The 24,076-nt window shown below is 48.5% G+C and carries 22 protein-coding genes; 3 read left to right on the top strand and 19 right to left on the bottom strand.

Annotated features, from left to right (window positions below):
* Positions 1-15: 15 nt before the first annotated feature.
* From NSS94_RS06615 to NSS94_RS06580, 8 genes are all read right to left on the bottom strand, one after another.
* Positions 16-1,869 carry an ABC transporter ATP-binding protein gene (locus NSS94_RS06615; RefSeq protein ID WP_341039026.1) on the bottom strand — a complete coding sequence of 618 codons (1,854 nt, stop codon included), beginning with the start codon at positions 1,867-1,869 and terminating at the stop codon, positions 16-18.
* A 142-nt stretch (positions 1,870-2,011) separates the two neighbouring features.
* Entirely contained in the window at positions 2,012-3,505 is a 1,494-nt protein-coding gene (locus NSS94_RS06610) for a nucleotidyltransferase domain-containing protein (protein ID WP_341039025.1), read from the bottom strand.
* 28 nt (positions 3,506-3,533) lie between these two features.
* Positions 3,534-4,013: a lasso peptide biosynthesis B2 protein gene (locus tag NSS94_RS06605; protein WP_341039023.1), complete on the bottom strand. Its 480-nt coding sequence runs from the start codon at positions 4,011-4,013 to the stop codon at positions 3,534-3,536.
* Between the two features lies 1 nt (position 4,014).
* A complete protein-coding gene (locus tag NSS94_RS06600) occupies positions 4,015-4,317 on the bottom strand; it encodes a lasso peptide biosynthesis PqqD family chaperone (RefSeq protein ID WP_029516229.1) in 303 nt (100 codons plus the stop codon).
* Positions 4,304-5,314, bottom strand: a complete 1,011-nt coding sequence (locus NSS94_RS06595) for a serine kinase (protein WP_341039022.1) — start codon at positions 5,312-5,314, stop codon at positions 4,304-4,306. The genes NSS94_RS06600 and NSS94_RS06595 overlap by 14 nt, the downstream gene beginning before the upstream one ends.
* A gap of 199 nt (positions 5,315-5,513) precedes the next feature.
* Positions 5,514-5,642: a paeninodin family lasso peptide gene (locus NSS94_RS06590; protein WP_134902123.1), complete on the bottom strand. Its 129-nt coding sequence runs from the start codon at positions 5,640-5,642 to the stop codon at positions 5,514-5,516.
* A 52-nt stretch (positions 5,643-5,694) separates the two neighbouring features.
* The gene (locus NSS94_RS06585; protein WP_341039021.1) at positions 5,695-7,620 is read right to left on the bottom strand and encodes an asparagine synthase-related protein; all 1,926 of its coding nucleotides are present in this window, start codon (positions 7,618-7,620) and stop codon (positions 5,695-5,697) included.
* A complete protein-coding gene (locus NSS94_RS06580) occupies positions 7,617-8,885 on the bottom strand; it encodes a sulfotransferase family protein (protein ID WP_341039019.1) in 1,269 nt (422 codons plus the stop codon). Before NSS94_RS06580 ends, NSS94_RS06585 begins: the two co-directional genes overlap by 4 nt.
* Before the next feature lie 213 nt (positions 8,886-9,098).
* Between NSS94_RS06580 and ligD the strand changes: the two genes are divergently transcribed.
* The gene (gene ligD, locus NSS94_RS06575; RefSeq protein ID WP_340931604.1) at positions 9,099-10,001 is read left to right on the top strand and encodes a non-homologous end-joining DNA ligase; all 903 of its coding nucleotides are present in this window, start codon (positions 9,099-9,101) and stop codon (positions 9,999-10,001) included.
* 69 nt (positions 10,002-10,070) lie between these two features.
* On the opposite strand, the gene NSS94_RS06570 is transcribed toward ligD, so the two are convergent.
* On the bottom strand, positions 10,071-11,015 hold the full coding sequence (locus tag NSS94_RS06570) for a YitT family protein (RefSeq protein ID WP_029516224.1): 945 nt from the start codon (positions 11,013-11,015) through the stop codon (positions 10,071-10,073).
* A 192-nt stretch (positions 11,016-11,207) separates the two neighbouring features.
* Positions 11,208-12,638: a cardiolipin synthase gene (gene cls / locus NSS94_RS06565; RefSeq protein WP_069011100.1), complete on the bottom strand. Its 1,431-nt coding sequence runs from the start codon at positions 12,636-12,638 to the stop codon at positions 11,208-11,210.
* Positions 12,639-12,784: 146 nt separating this feature from the next.
* On the opposite strand from cls, the gene NSS94_RS06560 reads away from it, so the two are divergent.
* Both NSS94_RS06560 and NSS94_RS06555 read left to right on the top strand, forming a co-directional pair.
* A complete protein-coding gene (locus NSS94_RS06560) occupies positions 12,785-13,816 on the top strand; it encodes a M23 family metallopeptidase (protein ID WP_341039017.1) in 1,032 nt (343 codons plus the stop codon).
* A gap of 45 nt (positions 13,817-13,861) precedes the next feature.
* On the top strand, positions 13,862-14,323 hold the full coding sequence (locus NSS94_RS06555; RefSeq protein ID WP_318626969.1) for a bactofilin family protein: 462 nt from the start codon (positions 13,862-13,864) through the stop codon (positions 14,321-14,323).
* Between the two features lie 39 nt (positions 14,324-14,362).
* Here the strand turns inward: NSS94_RS06555 and NSS94_RS06550 are convergent, their stop codons facing one another.
* From NSS94_RS06550 to NSS94_RS06510, 9 genes are all read right to left on the bottom strand, one after another.
* On the bottom strand, positions 14,363-15,448 hold the full coding sequence (locus tag NSS94_RS06550) for an AI-2E family transporter (RefSeq protein ID WP_029516220.1): 1,086 nt from the start codon (positions 15,446-15,448) through the stop codon (positions 14,363-14,365).
* Between the two features lie 241 nt (positions 15,449-15,689).
* Positions 15,690-16,472 (bottom strand): ABC transporter permease, encoded by a 783-nt coding sequence (locus NSS94_RS06545; RefSeq protein WP_341039014.1) that lies wholly within the window; start codon positions 16,470-16,472, stop codon positions 15,690-15,692.
* Positions 16,465-17,385, bottom strand: a complete 921-nt coding sequence (locus tag NSS94_RS06540) for an ABC transporter ATP-binding protein (protein ID WP_341039012.1) — start codon at positions 17,383-17,385, stop codon at positions 16,465-16,467. The genes NSS94_RS06545 and NSS94_RS06540 overlap by 8 nt, the downstream gene beginning before the upstream one ends.
* A gap of 109 nt (positions 17,386-17,494) precedes the next feature.
* On the bottom strand, positions 17,495-17,986 hold the full coding sequence (locus tag NSS94_RS06535) for a hypothetical protein (RefSeq protein WP_341039010.1): 492 nt from the start codon (positions 17,984-17,986) through the stop codon (positions 17,495-17,497).
* A gap of 131 nt (positions 17,987-18,117) precedes the next feature.
* Positions 18,118-19,095 carry an LCP family glycopolymer transferase gene (locus NSS94_RS06530; protein WP_341039008.1) on the bottom strand — a complete coding sequence of 326 codons (978 nt, stop codon included), beginning with the start codon at positions 19,093-19,095 and terminating at the stop codon, positions 18,118-18,120.
* 14 nt (positions 19,096-19,109) lie between these two features.
* Positions 19,110-20,450 (bottom strand): UDP-glucose dehydrogenase family protein, encoded by a 1,341-nt coding sequence (locus tag NSS94_RS06525; protein WP_165144669.1) that lies wholly within the window; start codon positions 20,448-20,450, stop codon positions 19,110-19,112.
* A gap of 51 nt (positions 20,451-20,501) precedes the next feature.
* Positions 20,502-21,311 carry a WecB/TagA/CpsF family glycosyltransferase gene (locus NSS94_RS06520; RefSeq protein ID WP_341039006.1) on the bottom strand — a complete coding sequence of 270 codons (810 nt, stop codon included), beginning with the start codon at positions 21,309-21,311 and terminating at the stop codon, positions 20,502-20,504.
* A complete protein-coding gene (locus tag NSS94_RS06515; protein ID WP_341039004.1) occupies positions 21,289-22,530 on the bottom strand; it encodes a glycosyltransferase family 4 protein in 1,242 nt (413 codons plus the stop codon). The genes NSS94_RS06520 and NSS94_RS06515 overlap by 23 nt, the downstream gene beginning before the upstream one ends.
* The gene (locus NSS94_RS06510; RefSeq protein WP_341039002.1) at positions 22,527-23,759 is read right to left on the bottom strand and encodes a glycosyltransferase family 4 protein; all 1,233 of its coding nucleotides are present in this window, start codon (positions 23,757-23,759) and stop codon (positions 22,527-22,529) included. The genes NSS94_RS06515 and NSS94_RS06510 overlap by 4 nt, the downstream gene beginning before the upstream one ends.
* Positions 23,760-24,076: the final 317 nt, after the last annotated feature.

Raw genomic sequence — 24,076 nt, 5'->3', positions numbered from 1 at the left:
TACAAAAAAGTCTGGTTAAGGGGTGGCGGTGACACTGCTTTGATACGATAGTAGCTGACTGAACGCCCCCCACTCCTCTTGTTCCAGTTGGCGGTAGTTCCCCTGCTGTATGACCTCGCCTTGATCCAGTACGACAATTTGATCCGCATGTCTGATGGTTGACAGGCGGTGAGCAATGACGATCAACGTCATTTGACCTTTCATCCGTTCCAGTGCTGCCTGAATTGCGGCTTCATGTTCACCATCCAGCGCACTTGTCGCTTCATCTAGTATAAGTACCGGAGGATGATGCAAGATAGCCCGTGCTAATACTAGCCGTTGACGTTCTCCTCCAGACAGACGAATCCCGCGATCCCCAATGATCGTGTTCAGCCCTTCGGGCAGTCTGGATACAAAGTTGTCTGCTGCTGCAAAATGTAACGCCTCCCATAGCTGCTGCTCACTAGCATCCTTATCCGCTAGCATCAAATTTTCGCGGACAGTCGCATGAAATAAAAATGGATCTTGTGACACGTAGCCAAACGACTGCCGCCACTGGGGCAATAATTCGTCGCCCAGAACAAGCCCGTCTATTGTAATCTGCCCCCCAGTTGGACGTAAAAAACCCATCAGGACATCGACCATTGTACTTTTACCCGCTCCTGATTTCCCTACAATGGCTGTCATTTCCCGGGCGGGTATGAACAAATTAATATGACGCAGTGCAGGCTCTGCTGCACCCTCGTAGCGATAATCCAGATGGCTGCATTCAATCCCATGACGAAGGGACAGGGGTTGCCGTTCAGATGCAGATGATAGATTGACCACCGCGGATGGAACGCGAGTCTCAGAGGATGCAAGTGCAATCAATGACGGATCTGTGAAAGCTTCGCACTCTTGTTGCACCTTGGTGACACTTTCAAAAGCGGAGATCATAGACATGATGTATTCCAGACTCGCTTGAATAAGAGCAAATCGAGGCCATAAGCGGGAAAATATAAGAATCAGCACAATCAGTTTTTCAGGTGTAACATGCATCCACTGCAGCGATATAAATATGACGCAAGCGACAAAAACAGCTGCCACTGCACGATGAAAAAACTGTGTGGTCGCATTTTGCCGGACAAATTGAGTCGTATTATCCTCCATGCGTTGCGTCAGGGAGCGAAACCAATGGATATTCGCCGCTTCCAACAGATTGCTTTTTATATCTTTCATACCGTTCATGTGATCCGTAATTCCAGCAAAATAAACCTGTGACAGTTCAGTCGTACGATCACCTAATTGTTTGGCATTTCGAATGGAGCGGCGGAACACGACAAACAGCCCCAATCCACTCAGAAATACCAGTCCGGTTAAAGAGGGGGATAACCAAAAAGCCAGCGCAATCTGGATCAGCGTAAACATGACGGCTGTAGTCAGTTGAAGAAGCAAATTCGTTCCCTGACTGACACGCGCCAGCTCGGTCGTCATCACATGGCTAAAATCAGATTTACGCTGACGCAAATAAAAGGCCCACTGCGCCTTCATAAAGGAAGTGTACACGTCTATTCGAAGAGAACGCATAAAACGCTGCTGAATCCGCGAATTCAGGATGGATTGGTAACGCTGAAGCAAAGCCTGCCCTGTAAGCAGCACTACAAAAACCATCAACATCCCCGGCAATAGCCAGCTTTTAGGAACGAACGGCAAAAAATGATCCAATCCATCAGACAGAAATGGCATCCCTGAATGACCGACAAATACGCCGATGGCCGCCAGCATAGGAACAAGCATATAAATGCCAAAACCCTCCAGTAGACTGACAATGATCATACACCCAATATTGAGAAATAACGCACCGCCGTTCACGCTATACAGCTTTGTCATATATAATCGCAGGTGAACCATAATGCACACTCCTTATTCAGGACTTTGCAAAATTCGATCCCAATCGCTCCAAAGTGCAATATATAGACGAACTAGACCATTTCGATCTATATATTGTTCATTAAAAGCCGCTTATTGGATTTTCACAAAATCCTCTATCGAGTCAGTGCTTTGAAAATCGCCGCTTCAGCCAGAGAAATGGACGTAAAGGGATATACAAAAAATGCAGCTGACGAGGCAATGGAAAAACGCTCGAATCGCCCGTAGAAGGAAACAAACGGCTGATGAGATACCATAGTCTGTGTCTTGGCTCTTTTAAGGAAAGCAAGTAAGTGCGGCTGACCGGCTGATAGACAGCCCTGTTTTTGGTCATGACTTGGCTGGAGGCAGCAGCTGGAGTCATCGGGGCACAACTGGCAGCGGTGCTCATCGGATTATGATTGTCGTTACTGGCATCTTCCCTGATGCTAGTAACGCCACGGGTGGCAAGCATGGCTGCTTCGCCAGAGGTACTGCATACTGAAGGACCGCCACCTGGAAGGGCGGCCTCCGCTTGCTCCGCCAAGGCTCTGCTGTGCAGCAGCTCTGATGGAGCAAGCCTACCTGTACCCGACCCGTGGGTGATCGGGTACAGTGCGGGTACGCTGGCCTGCATGAAGGCCAGCGCGCTCAGCGCGAGCCTGTGCGCCTGCCGGGTAGCCGATACCGGACGCATCGGCTCCGGTATCGGCGTACCCAACAGCGCAGCGGCGAGCGCCCAAGCCTGCCCGCCAGCAGGCAGGCCCCCGTAGCGGCGCATCATCGGCAGTAGCGCCTCCCAATCGACAGCACATACCGCAAGCCTGTCGATGTCAACCAGCCAGCGCAGCCTGAACCATCCGTGACGCGCACCATGCGCACTCAAGTACAGAAATTGATGCTCACTGCCAAGCGTATACATACAGGACGTCATCGCAGTCCTGTTGTCGGCAGGTGTCAACGGTGCCATCCAACTGGCTCCTGTAGCTTTACCCATTTGCCGACAGCTCCACAGCTCGTCAAAAGAGGGTTCCCCACCCCCATCCGGGTGAAGACGCCAATGCAACTCGATCTCTACCCGTTTTTGCGGATGGAGGTATGATGCATGATGGTCCTTCCATTTCCAACTGCCAAGGACACGCACTTCTCCGCTCTTGGACGCATATCCGGCTTCCTGCATCCAATGCTCAGCCTCGTCCATATCGTCAGGGGCAATGAGTAAATCGATGTCCTTGGAGGTACGCAGAGAAACATCCCCGTACAATTGCTGTGCCAGAGCAGGACCCTTCAGCATAAGCACACGGATTCCATGAGCTATGAGCAGCCTGGTCAGACGCCCGGCTTCTGCTTGAAGATGGAGCATGCGAAGCGTGTTTCGATGATATTGCGCCAGAAGGTTTCGCAACAATTCTGCGGGAATGAACGGATGATTCAATGTTTTCAGTTGGAGATACACCGTAGGTACCACTCGATGGTGCTCGGTCAGACGTAAAAAGCGGACCCAATCCATCTCACGCAGCTGGGTAGCAGCAGTCTTATCCTGCCAATGAGAAACGTCTTTCCCCAATAGAGAGAGTAACAACGTTAATTCCTGATCCTCATTCCAATTCGCAAGTTCCAAAACAGACTTGGTAGGCATGCATTCTTCTCCTTCTTGTCTCATCGCATTAAAGCAAAGAACTACCTTTATTTTCTATGTTTGTATCCGTCATAGCACGTCTCCCGAATATTCCCACCACCGTAAATGCTTCCATCTCCCGTTTCCCCGTAACATAAATCGGTCCGCTACGTACCCATGCATGTGCGGCCAAGCGTCCCGCGGCATTTTTGGCTGTGCCCAAATACAACGTGCAGTCCAGTTTTCTGCGCCCCAGCAACGTCATCGCCGCAGCGGCTTGTACAAGACAACTACTGCGCCAAGGAGTATAACGGCTTGCCAGCTCCACAGCGTGTGAAATCTGCCGAATGGACTTCTCTTGCCCAGCGTCACACTGCCATGGGGTTTCTTCCATACGTATGCCCCAAGCCCTTGAGTAATCCCAAAAAGAACGACGCTGGCGCAGCCTCGCCCATCCCAGCTCCAGCCAGGCTTCCGGCAACAATCTTCTGACTTCTGGAGACAGGAGAAGAAGCCGTTGTATCCGCATGTTATACCGGCTCCCGTAGAAGCTTTAACAGTCCTTCCCGCTCCAACTCAGCCACAAAGGTATGTACCTGCTGTCTGCACTGTTCCTCGTCCACTTCATATTCGTTCGTCAGGACAGTTACGATATCGCCAAGTGAAGGACCGGATTCTGCCAGTTCCCAGATTCGTCCTCCTGTGTAGCCTAAATTGTAATATTTACCAGTGTTAATGCTCATCATCACTTTTTCTCCGTCCATATCACTGACGTAGACCTCTTCATTGTAAATGACGCGATAATGATCCTTAGCTGGATTAGTGGCTGCCATAACTCTTTTCCTCCTTACGAATGAGTTCAAGTACCCGTTGTACAACCTCGGACGCAGTAAAGACGGAACTATCCCTCAGCAAGCGCCAGCCCTCCACTTTCCGAGCCATCCTAGCCGCTGTATCAAACGACCATTCACTCAAACCCATTCGCGGAATAATCACCCTGCGATATGTATGTTGTAGTAATGTATGCAAGCACTCCAGAACGTTCAAGGGCTGTTCCGTAACCGCCACTAGCTCCCCTTCGCGCATCAACGCACGGGTTGGAGAATCTGCCACCAGCTCGAATACGCCCCCTAAGGGCAGCGGATCGTTATAAAAATCATCTACGGCGGGTACGGCATATTTATTCAGCTCACCTGCAAGCGTACGCAGATCTGTGTATTGTGGCATTACAGAATTGCGTACATGCTTGTTCTCCCGTAAAGCCTCCAGTTGGAGCAAGCTTTCAAGCCCCAGCTTTTGCTGCGGATAAGCTGGATACACAATGGCAGAGGAACCCGTAGCTTTTACAGCAATCACGTCATCACTAACCATCTGATAACCTGCCTGCCTAAAAACAGCAGCCAATGTCGATTTCCCCGTACCCGATTCACCCACAAATGCGTAGGCCCTCCCCCCGATGACGACCGCACTTCCGTGAATAGGTAATATTCGTCTTTGCATCAGCAGAACACCCATGCATGTACCCAGCACAAACAGCCGCACGGTGTCAGGATCAGCCCCAGAGAATATACTTACCTCGATCTCCTTGCCTTCCCTGACGGCATAAATGGCCGTGCCCGGTATTCGGAACATAAATCGCTCATCCAGCATCACAAAATTGGCCTGCTCCAGCTGACCACTCCATGCAGTCAAATCAGCCTGTCGAATGACTACATCCTCTACCACTCCTGGTGCTGCCAGCATTAGCTCAGGCAGATTCAGCTCACTCGCAATCCTGAGTCCAAAGGCTGTATATTTCGTCCAACTGACATTTGCACTCCTGTCATGCACGTAGGACTCACTCCTCTGTCTTTAAAAATCCCGTCTTTATTTCTTGGGCAACACCTCTAACCCGAAAGAAATAAAGACGGCTGTGTATTGAATACGAGTCCAATGGATCATGCTATTTTCGTTCATTCAATCGTTATCGGCCCAGTTGTCTGGCTTCCAGTCCAACATTGGCTGCATGTATAACATGTATAACCATCTATTAGCTTGGATTATAGATATCGGCATCGTGGTCGGACACCCAATCAATCTGTCTCCAGCCTTTACCCGCCATGGTCTGGCTAATATCCAGCACCTCTATCGTCGGTTCCTGCCATTCTTTTTTACTCATTTCATCACCTCCCCTCCAACGAATGGCGAACTGTCTGACCGGACAGATTCGATCAGTTGAATCTACAGAGAAAACGGTACACAATCAGGCTATGCATGAGTAGTCTTATATTCGGATCAGACGCCTGCTCAGGGCCGGGGTGGTGAAGTTTTGCCATAGCCGTCTTAATAAACTCAATATTGAGATATTCGGCGGCTCGTAAATCATGACACATCAGTTGAAGCTCCCCCATAAACGTATCCCAACAAGGAAGCATACGATGTAGCCAATCTGCAGGCTGCACGCCGCGTACCCGCTGGTTCAACCGAACATCATCAGGTAGATGATCACGCATGGCCGTACGAATGAGGGCACGGTCCCGACCGTTTTGTACATACTGCTCAAAAGGCACCGATAAGCAAAAGCGAATTACCCGGCTGTCCCCGGTCGGATCACGTTCCCATAGGCCGTAACGTAGTGAAAGTTTGGTCGCGACCACACCATTTTTGTTGGCAATCGCCAAATTTGAGAACTTCTCTTTTCTCGTCTGATCGGCATTTTTCATCCAACCTGTTCCGCTCAATACAGGAATATCTTCTACATTCATCCGTTGGGCAAACTCTGGGTGAATCAGTGAAGGAACGGGACTGCGATGGCCACGCCGCAGCCATAAACGAGGTTCAAGTGAAGTCGCTTTCTTCAACATCACGGGGAGTAGATGAGACATACGCCTGCCCGTAAGCTTGCTGTACCGCCTCAATCCCTGAAAGGATTGCAACCAGTGCAAATGACGAAACTGACGGGCATAATAGTCCAGTGCAGGGCCCCACGATACGGAAAAATTGCCTCGTGCCCCGGTCAACAGTACACCGACATTGTGTTCCTGCGCTTTTTCATAAAAACCTCTGATCCAGAAGGAGTTTTCAAAATATTTGTAGGGAGCCTCCATCAAATCCAGCCAAATATCAATTTCTGAAAACGGACTTTTTCCCTCAAAATCCATATAGTTCTCGTGAATGTTGCCCACATAGCGAGCCGTAGAATGAATGTAGCTTCGTTCGTTCGCCAGCAATGTAGGCGGTGTCCAGTCTGTAAAATCTTGAACAGGCACATAGCTGTAGGCATGTAGCGGCTTTTGTTGCAAGTGCAGCGCTGGCGCGGCAAAGCTGGCAACCGCTCCGGAATCCAGCCCTCCGCTCAAGGCAGCCCCTACAGCGCGATGCGTCCGTAATCGGGCAGTGACCGCCTGTGTGAACACCTCGTGGAAAGCTTCTATGTACTCACCTCCTGTTTTGAGCCGCAGTGGCTCTACCTCATCCAGGCATGCATATTTATGAAGGGTTCGCTTCCCCTCCTCCATAGTGAACCAATGTGCAGGAGGAAGCTGGTTGATATGCTTGTAGGCGGTCGTCCCGATATCGACGGATTCCTGCATGGTGCGGATGGACAAAAATTCGGCCAGCCACGGTTCATGCAGTTCTTTTCGCAGAGAGGACAGGGCCAAAAGCGGAGCGACTACCGTGCTAAACGCGAATCCTCGGTCATGTTGGTAGATGTACAGCGTACGATGGCCTGTCATATCTCGAGCACCATATAATCGATGTTCCTTGGCATCCCAAATGACAAAGGCAAAATCACCTATCAGATAACTGGCTGCCTCCACTCCCCATTTGTCATATGCCAGCAAAATCAGCTCGCTGTCCGTGATATCTTGCCGCCGTTCCTGCTCAACTCCCAGCCGTTCAAACAGCTCGGAACGATTGTCAATAATCGCATCCGCCGTGATTGCCAAATCTCTTAGCTCATCATAGAAGGGAAGACGCTCATGAACAGATTCCGGGGTCACATGCTGGGCATGACAACCTAAAAAAATAGAGCCTTCACACCAAGCGCATACGCGGTCAGCGGGATATTTCCGCAGGGCCTGCATCATTTTCCCGCCTTCTTCGGTGCATACAGACTCATGCCCAAAGCTATAGATTCCGGCAATCGCACTCACGTTCTTCCCCCTTTTTCTTTTCCTATACTTGATAATGCTACAGACGCCAAGTACCTGAGTTTACGGGCCAAGAGGCTGCGAGATCGGAGACCTTGATGTGGGCGTTGATAGCTTTGAAGCTGAGCGATAAGACGGTTCCGCTCCTCATAGCTATGTGCCAATCTGTTTTCCAGTGATTGGATCCGTCGATCGTTCACGCTCTGGTCCACATGCATCCTTGCGGGATCTTGAGGTGCAGTATGACGGGTTGCATTTGTCACGAGTTCTCTGTTATCTGTATCCTGTTCTTCGAGGATCCGATAAGCTTCCTTCCATTCAAAGCCGCTTTGCTGGAGGAATTGTTGGGTACGTCGACTGAGCAGCTCCATATCCGGCTCATCTTCAAAGTGAACTCCAGTCATCTGTTCAGCCTGCTCCAGCGCTTCCGCGTAACCAAGTTGCTTAAACATGTGGGACCCAATGCTTCTGCAATACAGCTCAATTTCCGTTTTACTCAACAAATGTTGCCAGCTATGTACCGAATCCTGATGCGCCTGCTCATGCTCTCCTACGAATGGATCGCCCGCTCCCATGCTATAAAAAAGACTGGATTTGGGCGTATCCGCGAAGTCTCCGTACTTTTCCATTCCCGCTTCATAATGGATTCCTAGAAAACCGCACAGCTTCTCAATCTCCGTCGTTGGATTGGATACGAGCTGTTCGTACCTAAGCGGGTATGCAAGTGAATGAGGTGCAGCAAAATAATGAGCGTAACGGAACAAACCAACCGTAATATCCGTCATTTTCATATTAAAATGCGGACTCCCCAGTTCCTCCAGTAGTTGAAAACGTCCGTTCCGTAGCTGATTGACCTTTTTGAATGAGGCCACAATGGCCAAAGGATTTCGGATAAGCCACAACCTGCGGGCAGCAGGGAATAAACGGTCTATAAATTCCAGCACCGTATAGTAACGCGGGGATTTGTCGATAAGCATATCTGCTGTTGTTCCTTGAAGCAAACCATTATATATTTCAAGTGCATACGAACGGGAGGCCTGCTCCAATACGTCGGAGGGGACCATACCTTTAAAAAATTGCCGGAGTATCCCTGTTCCTCCATATGGGCGTGCATGTGACTGCGGAAGATCATATAAACTGAGCAGAAACCACATTTCCTGCGTGGCAAACAGGCGGGAATGGTTTTGCAAAATGGCGGTAAGCAACGAGCTTCCACTCCGAGGGACACTTAACAGGAATACCAGCCCTCCGCCTTGCTTTTCAATCAAGCAAACTCCTCCTCTACCTCTGCTCAAGACACTTTAATAGATACATATCGTATTTTTATTATAAATTTATGATACATAATGTATCTTGTCAATCCTTTTGATGGATAAATTCAGCACTTCACGTTCATGTTAAACCCTATGTAGATCTAAAAGCTTAACAATCAGCCTGTAAATAAAGATTTTGCTGCATATTAGCCAAAGGAGGATAGCACAATGGGACAAGCTGTTAAAGGTACTATTACCATTGAAGGTCAGGAAATTCCTATCACCAACCCGGATAAACCGCTGTGGCCTGAAGCAGGCGTGACTAAGGCGCTGTATCTTCGCAAGCTCGCGGTACTGGCTCCCTTCCTGCTCAAATATTGTCATCATCGTCTGCTGACCGTCATCCGCTGGCCACATGGGATTCACGGTGATTTTTTTTATCAGAAAAATGCCCCACGTCCTCGGCCGGACTATATTGAAACCGCCCTGCATGATGGCATTGAATATATCGTGCTCGGCAAATTGCCACAACTCCTCTGGCTTGGTAATCAAGCTGCGTTGGAATTCCACCCCTCTCTGCACGAAGCGGGAAACAAGCTGCCCTGTGAATGGATGATTGACCTTGATCCATCCAGAGAGGTGGAGCCACGTATTATGGAGGCAGCCTCTATTGTCGGTGAAGTACTGGCTTCGCTTGGTTTGGACTCCGTCCCCAAAACATCCGGGGCCACAGGTGTACAAATTATCGTTCCGATCCGTACAGGCATAACCTTCGACGAACTTCGCAGCATCGGGCTATTAGTCGGACAGTTTGTGACAGAAAAGCACCCGCATCTGTTCACACTCGAAAGGTTAAAGAAGGATCGTGGAACAGCCATCTATTTTGATTATTTGCAGCATTATCAGGGGAAAACTCTGGCCGCTCCTTATACCCCGCGGGCACGCCCCGGCGCTACGGTCTCCACTCCGCTAACATGGGAAGAGGTACGGCAAGATGTATCACCACTTGACTACCATTTGCTGAATATTGAGGAACGACTAAATCGGGTAGGCGACTTGATCGACAAGGTTCCTCCCCAACCTGTAGAAGACGTCCTCAAGCATATGCGCACCAAGGCACACCGAACCTGATCCATGCTTGGAAGAATAAAAAAGGGGACGAACCCCACAGCCATTAGGCTGAGAAATTGTCCCCTTGCGCTAGTGTATTCCTTTTTTCTTAAAGCGTCCGCCCTTCACATCGTGAATGTTACCGATCGCAACGAAAGCGTGCGGGTCCCAATCTTCAACGATGCTCTTCAGCTTCGCTTCCTCCAGTCGGGTGATGACGACGAAAATCACTTTCTTGCTTTCGCCCGTAAAGCCACCTTCACCTTCCAAATAAGTTACGCCCCGTCCAAGACGATCCGTCAGGGCATCCCCGATATCACGGTATTTGTCACTAATAATCCAGACCGATTTGGACTGATCCAGACCTTCAATCGTAATATCAATCATTTTCATGGCGATATAATAAGCAATCATGGAATACAGGGCATTTGGCCAACCGAACACAAAACCTGCACTTCCCAGAATGAATATGTTAACGAACAGCACGATCTCACCGACCGAAAAAGGAGTTTTTTCACTGACGAGAATAGCTACGATCTCTGTTCCATCCAGCGAACCGCCAGACCGAATCACAAGACCCACCCCAACACCGAGAATGACGCCCCCAAAAATAGCGCCGAGCAGCGGTTCACCAGGAGTCAACGCACTTACATTGTGAAGTAACGCGGTTCCAATGGACATTACGACGATACCGAATAATGTGGATAAAGCGAAGGTTTTACCGATTTGTTTGTAGCCGATAAGTAAAAATGGAAGGTTCAACAGGGTCAGGAAAATACCGAGCGGATAGCCAGTAATCTTGGAGGCCATGATGGAAATACCTGTAACGCCTCCGTCAATAACGCCGTTAGGAACCAGAAATATTTCCAATCCCACTGCCATCAGAGCTGCACCAACTACTATCATGGCTGCACGCTGAAACAGGCGTTTTACTTTGTTCTTCGGATTAGCTGGAATTTTGCTGATCTTGGTCAACTCTCCGGTCACATCTGTAATCTCAGATAAACTTTGGACTTCCTTGCTCACTACACTCATATATAAATCCCCCCGTTACAGTATGATATATTGGACAAAAAAGGGGCTGCTATCCGCAGTCCCCTATTCTTTACCGCGCTATTTATATAAATAGTATATCACAAAACTGTGATTTCGCGCAAAAAAGTTAGCAAAGAGCACATAAATCACAATAAAGCGGGATTATATCGATAAAAACGACGAAAATCGCCTTTAAAGGAGTGGAGAGAGCATGCGAGTTAGAATTTCAGCTGTTTTCTGAGATCTAGGCCGTCTGCGGAACACGTTTAAATCTATGCGTGAGGAGTTGGAAATGTCCTCTACAAAATCTGCCGAAAGCCGTTCCAGCGCTGAATTAGCAAAAACGACAGCGGTCAACTCAAAATTATAGAAAAAGCTGCGCATGTCCATATTGGCGGTCCCGACCGAGCCGAGTAAATCATCGACAATCACCACTTTGGCATGAATAAATCCTTTTCGATATTGGTAGAACTCCACCCCTGCCTCCAGCAGTTCTTGTACATAGGACAGAGACGCCAAATGAACTAACTTCGAATCGGACTGGTAGGGAATAATAATTTTCACATCTACGCCACTGACTGCCGCCAGCTTGAGCGCCTCATAAATGCCCGGATCGGGAATAAAATACGGCGTCGTAATCCAAATCCGCTTTTTGGCAACTGTGAGCGCCCCAAAGCACATTTCCTGAATCGTATCCCATACCTGATCGGGACCGCTGCTCAAAATCTGTACTTCCTCATCCCCGGTACAGGTATGTGGAGGAAATAAATTCACATCCATCAGTCTCTCCCCTGAGGCCAGCTTCCAGTCACTAAGAAACGCATTTTGTAGAAAATAGACGCTATCTCCTTCAATCTGCAAATGCGTATCCCTCCAAAATCCTACTTTGGGGTATTTTCCGAGATAATCGTCGCCTACATTAATCCCTCCTACAAATCCGACCATGCCATCTACCACCACGATTTTCCTGTGATTGCGATAGTTAATCCGGCGGTCCAGCGTGGCGAAAAACGGAGGTAGAAAATAATGAAATTCCACTCCCGCCTCACTACAGGTGCGAATAAAGGAATAGGGTAAATTGTAGCTCCCCACACCGTCTACAACGAATCGTACTTTTACTCCCTCACGTGCCTTGCGGATCATGACCTCTTGAAACTTTCTTCCGATTTCGTCGGCCCGAAATATGTAAAACTCCACATGGATATGATGTTGCGCATGTTCCATCGCTGCCAGCATGGCCTCGAAGGCTTCTTCACCGTTCGTCAGCACACGTGTGCGGTTACATCCAGTCAACGGGTTTTCCGACATACGAATTAACTGGTTAAACAGGCGCTCCTGATGTTTGAAATGAGGATTATGCATTTGCTCCACATGTTCAATGACCTTGGATTGCGCCCATAGACGCTCGCGGAATTCACGAAACAGCTGCGATCCCCCTTTTCGAACCACTTTACGCTTCTGATAATCCTGTGCAACAAAGTAGTACACGACAAAGCCAATGAGCGGGAAGCAAAACAAAATAAAAAGCCAGGCTACCGCTTTGGACGGCTTGCGAAATTCAAAGAGCAGAATCGTCCCGGTCTGAAAAATAAAAACAATTAAAACCAACAGCAACCACAGCATGTCTAAGCCTCCTTATATATCTCAGGATTTTGCAAAATCCTCATCTACGTTTTATACTAAGCTCCAATTTTTTTGACATGTTTGCCTCTTAAGCTGAATAGATAGTAACCAAGCACTATAGGAGCGATGTCCGGAAAGGAGCGATTATGAAAAAAGGAAGCCTAAATCGCCGGATGACCCTGCTTGTTATTCGGGATGCACAGCAACCGCCCAAGCAGCTACAATGCTCTACAGCCGCTGTCATTCTCGTCCCGACTCTTGTGATCGCGTCTATCTCTACGCTCGTGATCGGGCTGCAAATCCGTTCTTCCCATATTATTTCCCAAATGGAAACGAATCTTGCTGTCCAGAGTTTGCAGATGGAGGTCACGGTAGCGGACAAGGATGCAGCCATTGGGCGACTACGGCAGGAAGTCATGGAGCTGACAAATCAAGCCACCCATATTCGTGAACGCCTTCAGCGCGTAACAGAGCTGGAACAGCAAATGCAACAATTCATTCGTAAACACGGAAACTCATCTGCCACAAGTAACCATAAAAAGACCATGACTCCGCTCTCCTGGGATGCTTCCGGCCATATTGGGGGTGAGCTGATCGCAGTACATGAAAATACTGCCTTCCTAACTCGCCAGGCAATGGATGATTTTCAGGAGATCGAATCTCTGTTGGACACGGTGGAACGTACGGTTCCTCGCTCTATTCAGCAAGCAAATGCCGTCCAGCAAAATCTGGAGCACAAACAAGCCGCACAGTTACTCCAGACTCGTAGGCTGGCTCTTGCCGTGCAAGGGAAACCCTCCGTTTGGCCTGTAGGTTCACGGCAAATGACCTCCAGCTTCGGCTATCGCAGCGACCCTTTTACGGGTAGATCTGCCTTTCATTCAGGCGTGGACATTGCCGGACAAACCGGTGATCCTGTCTATGCAGCAGGAGCAGGCACCGTCTTGGAGGCTGCTTCTAGTGGAGCCCGCGGCAAGTGCATCATCATCCAGCATCCTGACGGACTCCAGAGCTGGTATATGCACCTGAGCGGCATGCAGGTGGCTCCAGGAGATCGTGTCCACAAAGGACAGACCATCGGTCTGCTGGGAAGTACCGGGAGAAGCACAGGACCTCATCTTCATTTTCAGATCGTCAAGCATAACCAACCTGTCGATCCATTACTGTATGTACAATGAGGATTTTGCAAAATTTTCACAATAAAAGATTGGGGGAAAACCATCATGTTTAAGGAATCCAAAAAAAAGCTCTCCACCCCAGCTATGGATACACTGCTCGCTAATGGCACCAGCTTTGAAGGTACAGTTGAGGCAGAGGCCAATATTCGGATTGACGGTCATTTTCAGGGCGATATCCGCAGCACTCGTACTGTCGTCATTGGAGAATCTGCTGTTGTACGTTCGGACATCTTCGCACAAGACGTCATCCTTGCCGGTAAGGTGTTCGGCAGCATTACTACAGAAGGACGACTGACCATTACGCCGACAGGTGAGCTGTACGGAAATACCGCGACCGCTGCATTGGTCATTTCTGAAGGCGGTGTACTGGACGGCACAAGTCAAATGAACCGAACAAAGGATGTAGAGTTGTCAACTTCTACGGATGAGCCAAACGACGAAACCCAATCTAGTTTCAGCAAAGACAGGGAGGACAGCCAAGCCGCTCTGCAATCTGAAGCAGGGTAAAGTCAGTATATACTCCTTTAAATCCAGTGCATTCTCCATTCATTCCATAATATCCTCCACTCTGCGTTCCAAAAATAATTGGTATACCTTGCGTATGACGATTTTTCCGCACATATACAATGGAATCACCAAAATGATACCCAGAATCCCGAGCAGGTCGCCACCAACTAACAGTAAAATAACGACAGTCAACGGATGAATATCCAGCTGTTTACCAAAAACTATAGGTGACAGCCAATTATCCTGAATTTGCTGTGCAGCAATCACCACGACCAGCGACCAGAGCGCCATCGAAGGTGATTCGAGAAATCCAATAATAACCACGGGTATAGAAGCAGCCACTGCCCCCACATAGGGAATAAAATTAAGGAAAATCGAAATAACGGCGAGCAGCAAGGCATAAGGCAAACCAATAATCAAAAATCCAAGGAACATCATCACACCCAACGCGACATTGATCAGCACCCGACTGACGATAAAGCTGCTGAGTGCACTATCGATATCTTCCATAACCTCCAATGCGTCCTTGTGATATTTTTTAGGAAAGAAGTTTAGCATTTTAGGGCCAAACTTGCTCCCTTCCTTCAGCATGTAATAGAGCAATATGGGGAAGGTAGCCAATACGATAAAAAAGTAGGACACGAACGATACCAGCTTTACCGAATAATCAGATAGCGTCGAAAAGGCTTCGTTCAACGTATCTGACAGTTGTGACAGCGGGTCTTCACCCGGAGGCAGCACTTGTCTCAAGGATTGATTATGCCGCCATTGGCTCAATTGATCAACCAGACTTTTAATGAGCTTCGGCGCATTTTCAAATAAATTGGTTACTTGATCACGCAGCGTAGGCCACACACCCCATGAGAAAACAAACAATAACACTCCAATGACCAAATAAATCAGCAAGATGGAGATCGATCGTTTGATTTTTCTCCGTTCCATTACATCCACAATCGGCCTTAATAAATAATAGAGGAAAAAAGATAGCATTAACGGTACCACCAGCAAGCTGACCAAGGATACGAGAGGACTAAATATAAAACTTACTTTGGTGCCCAAGTAAATGATGAGTAATAGCATGACGATACCTGTAGTTACACGAAAAAAACGATTATTTTGCAGCATACCATGCGGCCCCCTCTGTTCTATTTCTCTCTACCTCTTTAAACGCAAAATGACCCTATTGATTGATTCTTGCTGAAAATAGATTACAATATACCCCTGCACGCAGAATATGTAACAAAAATGACATAGATACTGGATAAAACAGTGTTAAATGAGGATTTTGCAAAATCCTGAAATAACAAAAGGACGTCCAAATGCTGAGCATTTGAACGTCCTTTGTGTAACTCTAAGACACTGCGATTTAGGTTGAAACATCCCGTTTTACGAAAACCACCCAGGCAATGGCGATAAAAATTACATAATAAGCGGCCAGCACGGTGAGCGAAAAGGTTAGACTGAAACTTACCCTACCCGGCGGCATATCTAGATATTTTTTCAGATCCATATGCGTAAATAGTACGTATTTGGTCCATTCAAAACGATCTGTGCTGAACAAGCCAATAGAGTTATAGATTGTTTTGGTGAACATCATGAACAGCGACAGCCCAATCGCCAAGGCACTGGAACGGAAAACAGCGGACAGCATAAAAGCAAAGGCCATCGTCACGAACAAGGCAATATAGCTATACAAGAAGTTCAACGTTACATAAGATATCGGATCACTGAACAGCGGAACAGAACCCGCTGGTGCATCCTTGGATAACATCAGCCATGAGGACAGCGTAACCATCAAGATCAAAATGATCGTTCCGAGCAAACTGAACAAAATCACGGATATATACTTGGACAACAATATTTTGCTGCGAGTCCAAGGTCGGATGAGCAGCAGCTTAATCGTTCCCCAAGTAAATTCACCAGCCACCGAATCAGCAGCTACAATGACCGTAAACGTTGTATTGAGAAAAAAAGTAAACAACGTCGTTAATGCAATCCCATCCCACACACTGACCTGATCGGAAACCAGGGAGATCAGCATCGGAATCGCAGCAGTGATGACCGCCAGCAATCCCAGCATAATCCATGTGCGCACACGCAGGTAAATTTTCAGATTTTCGTTATGTACCAGTTTGAAGAAATCACCCAATGAACCCGCCTCCCGTCACTTCCAAAAATTGATCTTCCAGCGTACGGGCAACCGGGCGAATCGCATATACTTTAACTCCGTTTGCAGCCAGCAGGCTGTTCATCTCTGCGATCTGTTCCCGCTCCAGGTGAAGCAGCAGTTGATTACCTTCAACGCGTCCTGCTCCAGCAAGCGCATAGGCTTGTTCGGCATCATTTACCTCAAAAGCAATTTCCGCCGTCTGCACTTCCTCCCCTGTATTCTTTAGTTGCTTGATATCAACCAGCCGTCCGCTCTGAATAATGGCTACACGGTCGCACATCAGCTCCATCTCGGACAACAAATGACTTGATACGAATACGGTAATTCCCTCCGTACGGGTCAATTGACGCAAATAATCCCGCAGTTCACGAATACCCTGCGGGTCCAAACCATTGGTCGGCTCGTCCAGCACAAGCAGCTTCGGTCGATGCAAAATCGCCTGAGCTACTCCAAGTCGCTGTCGCATCCCGAGCGAATAGGTTTTTACTTTATCGTGAATCCGGTTTCCGAGTCCCACCAAACGAATCGCTTCATCCACGCGTTCTTGGGTCACCCCAGAAGACATTCGCGCAAAATGCTGCAAATTTTGATAGCCTGTCAAAAACTTGTACATCTCCGGGTTCTCAACAATCGCGCCGACATGGGAAACGGCCTTTTCAAAATCAGTATTAATGCTGTCTCCACAAATATGAATATCGCCCTTGCTGATCGAAATCAGGCCAACCATCATACGGATGGTTGTCGTTTTTCCCGCACCATTGGGTCCAAGGAAACCAAATACCTGTCCCGCCGGAACCTCCAGCGTCAGATCGTCCACGATCGCTTTTGAGGAAATGATTTTACTCACACCCTCCATACGTATGACGGGAACCTGTCCTGTCGCTTGCTGCATGCTATGAAACTCCTTCCATCCGGAGTGAAGCTGTGATCCATTTTACTGTACATTTCCGGTTTTGGAAGTATTGTACCATATTTAACCTTTTAGAAACACCACGCAACCTCTATTCCTTGTCCTTGTATATCCAAAGCACCCGCCATTTCTCATCTTCCTGCGTCACATAACAAGGCTGTACGATATCAAAATTACCGAATCGGGTCTTGTAATGCTGAGTGACCGTAATACGGTAAACCTTCCCTAACTCTTCTCCATTCTGATCCGTACGAATGTCATATTCAGTCTGCGGCTCCCCCAGTTCAAACGTGAACGTATCCGTCCCCATATCCTGCATAAAAACGTGCGCACGCTGCTGTACATACGTAGATTTCTCGAATTTCTTTTTTATTTGCGAATGAAAAAGCTCCCATGAACCTCCGAAATTTCCCGATTGCTCCATCGTGTAGAACTCATTCAGTGCTTCTACCGCTTGATCGCCCTCGCCTGTAGACATCACCCCGCGCAGACCCAGCCACAGCAGCCATAACAATCCACCTATGATGGCAATATATAATAGCTTACGTACGAACGCCGAAGCCGCTCTTCTTCTAAACAGCACACACTGCCCCTCCCTCTGTTGGACTATACCGAATTCTCTACAGATGTATGTGGGACAAGCCTTTTTTAGAAGACTTTAGAAGAAAATAACGGGTGACCTCCCAACAGGGCACCCGCCTACATAAGGCTTACCTAAGGCGATATGGTAGTGGTAAGCATATGCTTCTCCAGCACTCCATGGATACGCTGGCGTTCCTGTTCATCCACCATGTAATAATACACCCCGTTGATTTTACGCCCATGTCCCTTCAGTTCAACGGTATCCGTCTGCTTGAGGGACGGACCGATCCGGGTCAGGAAGGTGGTCATATCGTCAAAGGTAATGTCTGTGCGAATCTGCTCCCCCGCTGCCTCCAGTATCGGTTTTACCCTCAACAGCCCTTCCTTGCTGATGGACTGGGCAAGAATTTGCTTGAGTAGCTCCCGCTGGCGAGCATTTCTTCCGAGATCCCCACGTGGATCATCGAAACGCATACGGGCGTAGGCCAACGCCTCAGCCCCGCTCAAGTTCAAATTACCCTGTGCAAAATGATGACCCTCATATTGAAAATCAAGTGGATTATGAACCTCGACTCCCCCCACAAGGTCCACCATTTTCGCAAACCCTTCCATGTTCATCTGTACATAGTAATCTATCGGATAGTTCAAAAAATGTTCTACCGTACGGATCGACATATCCACGCCCCCAAAAGCAAAAGCGTGATTGATTTTGTCCTCACGCCCCCTACCGATCAACTCTGTTCGCGTATCGCGCGGAATGTTGAACATCAACATAGAGCCTTCGGCAGGGTTAACAGACAAGACGATCATCGTATCCGATCGTCCTGGATCGTGAGACCGCCGATCTACGCCCAGCACCAGCACGGTAAACGGCTTGAACTGGGAGATGGCTGCCGGATTGGGTGTACTTGATCCAGAGTCTGTATCTACGGATCGCCCTGCTCCGCCCGTTGCAAGGGTAGAAAACGCCCCAGGCTGCACGATGCTGCGCGGATGATACATCGCATTCGCCGCTGTTTTAAAAGAATGATACACATAAGCGGTGTAGGCAGTAGCCCCTATGACCAATAACGCTGCAGCCCCCAATGTCATCTTCAGCCATCGTTTCATATGCAGCCTCCCCTTTACGGATTTACTACAGACTGATGACGATCTACATCCAGATTATTCATCTGTGGCCTACCAACAGAATAGTATGCAAAGACGGATTGTCTGATTTGCTCCTCGCTGTACACATTGCGTCCATCGATCATAATAGGATACTTCATAAGCTCATTCAGCTCACCCAGCCCGATTTCACCAAACTCCTCCCATTCCGTCAATAGACACAGTGCGTCACATCCCTCTGCTGCTTCCCGTGCGCTATCTGCCCACGTTACTTCCGAGCTGTCCAGCAGTCTGCGGAAGTTAGCGGTAGCGATCGGGTCATATGCACGGATTTGCGCCCCTGCCTCCAGCAGCGACTGCATAATATCCAGCGCCGGGGCATCTCTTACGTCATCTGTATTCGGTTTAAAGGCCAGTCCCCATATACCAATCGTTGCTCCTTCCAGATCACCCAGCGCCTCTTTCAGCTTACGAATCACGTTAAAGCGTTGACCCTGATTCACTTCCACCACAGATTTCAGCAGCTTGAATTCATAGTCTACGTTGCCTGCAATTTGGATTAGAGCTTGTGTATCCTTTGGGAAACAGGAACCCCCATAGCCGATACCTGCAGACAAAAAGGAGGAGCCGATCCGCTGATCCAGCCCCATACCGTGTGCCACACGTGTAACGTCTGCGCCCACCTTTTCGCAAATATTTGCAATCTCATTAATAAACGAAATTTTGGTCGCCAAAAAAGCATTCGACGCATACTTGATCATCTCCGCCGAACGGATATCTGTGGTTACGATATTTGTCGTCAACGGCTCGTGCAGTGTAGTCAACACAGCGGACACATGTGGATCGGAAGCTCCGATGATGATTCGATCTGGCTGTAGGGTGTCTATGACTGCTGAACCTTCGCGCAAAAATTCAGGAACCGAAGCCACACCAAAAGAATAGTTTGTGCGGCTCGCAATCCAATTTTGAATGCGTTCGTTCGTGCCGACCGGTACCGTGCTTTTGGTGACAATGACTTTGTAGCCATTCATGGCGTCTGCCACCTCGCAGGCGGCTTCTTCAATATAGGACAGGTTCGCTTCTCCGCCCGGCAGCGAAGGCGTGCCGACCGCCAAAATAACAATTTCAGCCGCCTCCACCGAAGCTGCCGTATCTGTTGTAAAGCTTAGTCGGCCTTGTTCTACATTATCTTTAATTAGTGCCTTTAATCCCGGTTCATAAATCGGCACCCCACCTGCACGCAACTGAAGAATTTTGTCCTCATTCTGATCTACACAGACGACGGTATTTCCGAGTGCGGCAAAACAGACCCCCGACACCAGCCCCACATACCCTGCACCTATTACACATAGCTTCAAAGCAACTCCCCCTTTTACATGCTGTCTCATTGCATCCTGCTATTACCGACTTCACTTCTCTATATCTCTTCCTGCAAGCCGATTTTGATAAAGCGTAAGCCGTTTGTTTTGCCGATAAGATTTTAGAAAACGGTATACATATATCGGATTGTTGTAGGCATACCTCTTCCATAATCGCTTCGGTTCGCAGATCAGACGATACAGCCACTCCAGCCCCAGCTTTTGTACCGCTAGCGGCGGTCTGCGAACCTTTCCAGTGATATAGTCAAAGGCCGCCCCTACTCCAATCATCACGCCACGGATGCGGTCTTTGTTTCGATGCATCCATATTTCCTGCTTCGGGCAGCCTAAGCTGACGAATATGATATGCGCGCCGGATGCATTGATTGCATCAATGATCCGCTCCTCCTCATCTGGGTGAAGCTCACGAAATGGCGGTGAAAAGCTGCCCGCAATGCGGATTCCGGGGTAATCCTGTTCTACTCTCTCTTTTAAGCTATCCAACGTATCCGGCGTACTGCCGAAAAAATATACACTCACCTTCGTCTGTGGCGCACGTTCGCACAACTTGAGCATCAGGCTGGGACCATCTACCCGATCCTGACGCTCAAATCCGTACAGCTTGAGCGCCCATACCAACGGCATACCATCCGGAGTACACAAATCGGCTTGAGTGAGCGCTTCGTTGAACTCGGGATGATTCCCGGCCGTGACAATGGAATGCGTGTTGCAAATACAAACATAGCCGTCCTTTCGTTCGACTACCCATTGTTCCAGCATGTGTACCGTCTCCTGAAACGTAAGTGCTGCAATATCTGCATCCGCAATCCTTCCAACTCTATATTGGGGCAGCTGCTTCATAATCACGCTCCTCCATCGCCTCGCTATATATCGCCATCAGCTGCTTCACATTCACTTCTTCCGTATAGCGTGCAGCGTAGTTTTCTGACACCTTCTGTCTCATAGCTGCATAGTTTTCATAGGCTACTGCACAGCGAATCACAGTCTTTATATTTTCCAAATCATCATGTTGAAAATGGAAACCCGTCACCCCGTCCTCCACGACTTCCTCCAGTGCGCCGAGCCGGCTGCATAATACCGGAGTTCCAACAGAAAAAGACTCTACAATGGTCATGGGAAATCCTTCATACCAAATGGAAGGCACCATGACATACATGGCCCGGCTCATGCAATCGAGTACCGTGTCTCCATCCTGCTTATCGAGAAACCGAACATCTTCCTGCGGATAAGCAGCGGCCAATTCAGCCTTTTCCGGACCATCCCCAATGATGACCAGGCTCAATCCATCCCGATCTTCCAACTGTGACCAGGCTTGCAGCAGATTGCGAACCCCTTTTTCAGCTGAAATCCGCCCCACGAACAATAAATAACGATCATTCGGGTCATATTGGGTTTTCATGGTTTTATGATGGACAAAATTCGGCTTTACCGCGATACGATCCAGTGGAATACCGCTTTCGGCAAATTTGTCCCGTGCAAATTCCGTCAGCGCAATATAGCGACTTACCTTGTGCTGCCATGTGCCGATCAGATCGTTCAACTTAATCATCGCCGCTACCGGAATCGTCTGAAGCTGTGAACCTCGATAGCATCCATGACGGATGGAATGCAGCAGCGTGCCGTGCAGACATTTTTCACAAACCTTATTCCCTCGCATAAAGGTTGCCGCCGGACAAATCAGCCTGTAATTATGCAGGGTCTGGACAACCGGAATCCCCAGCCGTTCACAAGCATGATAGACCGAAGGGGATATAACCGGAAAAAAATTATGCACATGCACCACATCCGGCTTCACCTGTAAAAGCAGCTTCTTAATTCTCTTGAATTCCGGCAGGGACCATACCGCCTCTACCGCCAGCTTTGCCATGTTCGCTAGCCCTCTGCTTTGAATGCTGTCGTTGTGCACATAGTAATGCTCTGTCTCTATTCCTCTGGAACGCAGCATAGCCGATTCTTGCTCGACAACCTTGTCTTCTCCCCCGCTTTGCTGATAAAAGTTATGGATGATCAGCACCTTGCTTACAGGAGGGTTCATCTGTCTGCTGACCTGTTGGCTCACGTGGCTGCCCCTCTTTCCTGCGTTGATTGCATAGCGTGGTTAGAATTCTTGGGCTTGACCCCTTGATGGCTTACGATTTCATCTGCGATGCGATCCCACGACATACGCTCGACCGTAAGAAAAGCCTCCTCCGCCATACTTCGTCTCAGCTCAGCATTATCCAGCAAAGCGCCTATTCGACCAGACCATTCCTCTTCTGAAAAGCTTCTCAGCATCACCCCGCTCACTCCGTCCTCAATCAAGGTAACCGAGCCCCCGTTTACCGAAGAGATAATCGGGACGCGAAACAGCATACTTTCCAGCAGTACCATACCAAAAATATCGTATTGGGTCGGAAACAGCATCACATCCGCCGCTCCGTAAACCTGCCACAGATGACGTTGCTCCACTCTTGTAAAATGTATAATACTGTCCGTTATTCCCAATTCATGAGCATATGTCCAGTAGCGGTCTGTGTCCGTCTTCCGTCCATTCCCGACCATTAACAAAAGGCAGCTAGGATGCTTTTGGAGCACCCTTTTGAACGTACTCAGCATAAAACGTATATTTCTCCGTTCCTCCAGTACACCAACATACAGTAGTACCGGACGATCACCGATTCGACGCAGCTCATTCGCGACCTCACGGTTTTCCTCACGTTCTCCGCTTATGTCTTCACTGTTGTTGCTGATGTCACTGTTGAATGCTCTCTCTACTTTACTGCGATCCAGTCCGACTCCAATCGTAACCACGTTGTCAAAACCTTTATTCTCCAGATAGCGCTTGGCGAGATCGGATTTGACATAGGTACGGCGTAGAGATTTTGTTACCTTCGGCAGCAGCATAATATCGTACAGTTTGCGGATCAGCGCGTGCGTGTTATCCCGGTATGGGCCGTGATACAACGCCAGCTTATCAGGACATTTACGGGAAAGCAGATAGGTCATGATCTGGTTGTATTCTGTAGTAATGACCAGACCATAAGCATCCAGAAAAGAATCTTTGAGAACATCTCTGTAGATGCTGTTGCTTAAGAACTTAAACCCGTGGAGCCAGATAATACGCAAGGTGCATCCTTCGTGACGGTAGACTTGTTCCAGATGGGTTTCCTTACGATCGTTGTAGTAAACAATGTCGCAATCATAGCCTTTTCGAACGAGTGCTTTGCCCAAACCGACTTCCTGTAAATTGTATGAGTCCCCGTTCACCTTGCTGGCAAAATTGCGGAGATACAATATTTTTCGAATCATCATCAGGGCTCCTGCCATTTCATATTGAGTGAGTTATGGAGCACGGAGGGTTCAGAGAACGCTGCGCGTTCCATTTGATCTTCCGATCGCTGTTGCAGTGGGATTCCTGGATATATAAAACATTCCGAGGTAGGAATCCCACTGCAAAGGCGAACGCTAGCGCTTCTTCAGATTCAAATGGACCGCTCCGCTGCTGACCACCGTTTCCATAAAGTCACCCCATTTCAAAAAAGGGAATGCTGGGTATGAAGTGCCCTCGCTGCGTGGATACGCGAGCAAATGCATGCAGGGCGTTGACTTCGTCAAACGACTTGTGA

Origin of the sequence: Paenibacillus sp. FSL L8-0644 (assembly GCF_038008165.1) — a bacterium.
GTDB classification, from domain to species: domain Bacteria; phylum Bacillota; class Bacilli; order Paenibacillales; family Paenibacillaceae; genus Paenibacillus; species Paenibacillus polymyxa_D.
The sequence above is the reverse complement of the archived record's forward strand: the minus strand, read 5'-3'. Positions and strand labels throughout refer to the sequence as shown.

Bases quoted from the DNA above. Each gene is read 5' to 3' on its own strand.
- NSS94_RS06530 (WP_341039008.1), bottom strand. From the start codon at position 19,095: ATGAAACGATGGCTGAAGATGACATTGGGGGCTGCAGCGTTATTGGTC.
- ligD (WP_340931604.1), top strand. From the start codon at position 9,099: ATGGGACAAGCTGTTAAAGGTACTATTACCATTGAAGGTCAGGAAATT.
- NSS94_RS06540 (WP_341039012.1), bottom strand. From the start codon at position 17,385: ATGCAGCAAGCGACAGGACAGGTTCCCGTCATACGTATGGAGGGTGTG.
- NSS94_RS06520 (WP_341039006.1), bottom strand. From the start codon at position 21,311: ATGAAGCAGCTGCCCCAATATAGAGTTGGAAGGATTGCGGATGCAGAT.
- NSS94_RS06600 (WP_029516229.1), bottom strand. From the start codon at position 4,317: ATGGCAGCCACTAATCCAGCTAAGGATCATTATCGCGTCATTTACAAT.
- NSS94_RS06555 (WP_318626969.1), top strand. From the start codon at position 13,862: ATGTTTAAGGAATCCAAAAAAAAGCTCTCCACCCCAGCTATGGATACA.
- NSS94_RS06560 (WP_341039017.1), top strand. From the start codon at position 12,785: ATGAAAAAAGGAAGCCTAAATCGCCGGATGACCCTGCTTGTTATTCGG.
- cls (WP_069011100.1), bottom strand. From the start codon at position 12,638: ATGCTGTGGTTGCTGTTGGTTTTAATTGTTTTTATTTTTCAGACCGGG.
- NSS94_RS06615 (WP_341039026.1), bottom strand. From the start codon at position 1,869: ATGGTTCACCTGCGATTATATATGACAAAGCTGTATAGCGTGAACGGC.
- NSS94_RS06590 (WP_134902123.1), bottom strand. From the start codon at position 5,642: ATGAGTAAAAAAGAATGGCAGGAACCGACGATAGAGGTGCTGGATATT.
- NSS94_RS06510 (WP_341039002.1), bottom strand. From the start codon at position 23,759: ATGATTCGAAAAATATTGTATCTCCGCAATTTTGCCAGCAAGGTGAAC.
- NSS94_RS06610 (WP_341039025.1), bottom strand. From the start codon at position 3,505: ATGCCTACCAAGTCTGTTTTGGAACTTGCGAATTGGAATGAGGATCAG.
- NSS94_RS06570 (WP_029516224.1), bottom strand. From the start codon at position 11,015: ATGAGTGTAGTGAGCAAGGAAGTCCAAAGTTTATCTGAGATTACAGAT.
- NSS94_RS06550 (WP_029516220.1), bottom strand. From the start codon at position 15,448: ATGCTGCAAAATAATCGTTTTTTTCGTGTAACTACAGGTATCGTCATG.
- NSS94_RS06605 (WP_341039023.1), bottom strand. From the start codon at position 4,013: ATGCGGATACAACGGCTTCTTCTCCTGTCTCCAGAAGTCAGAAGATTG.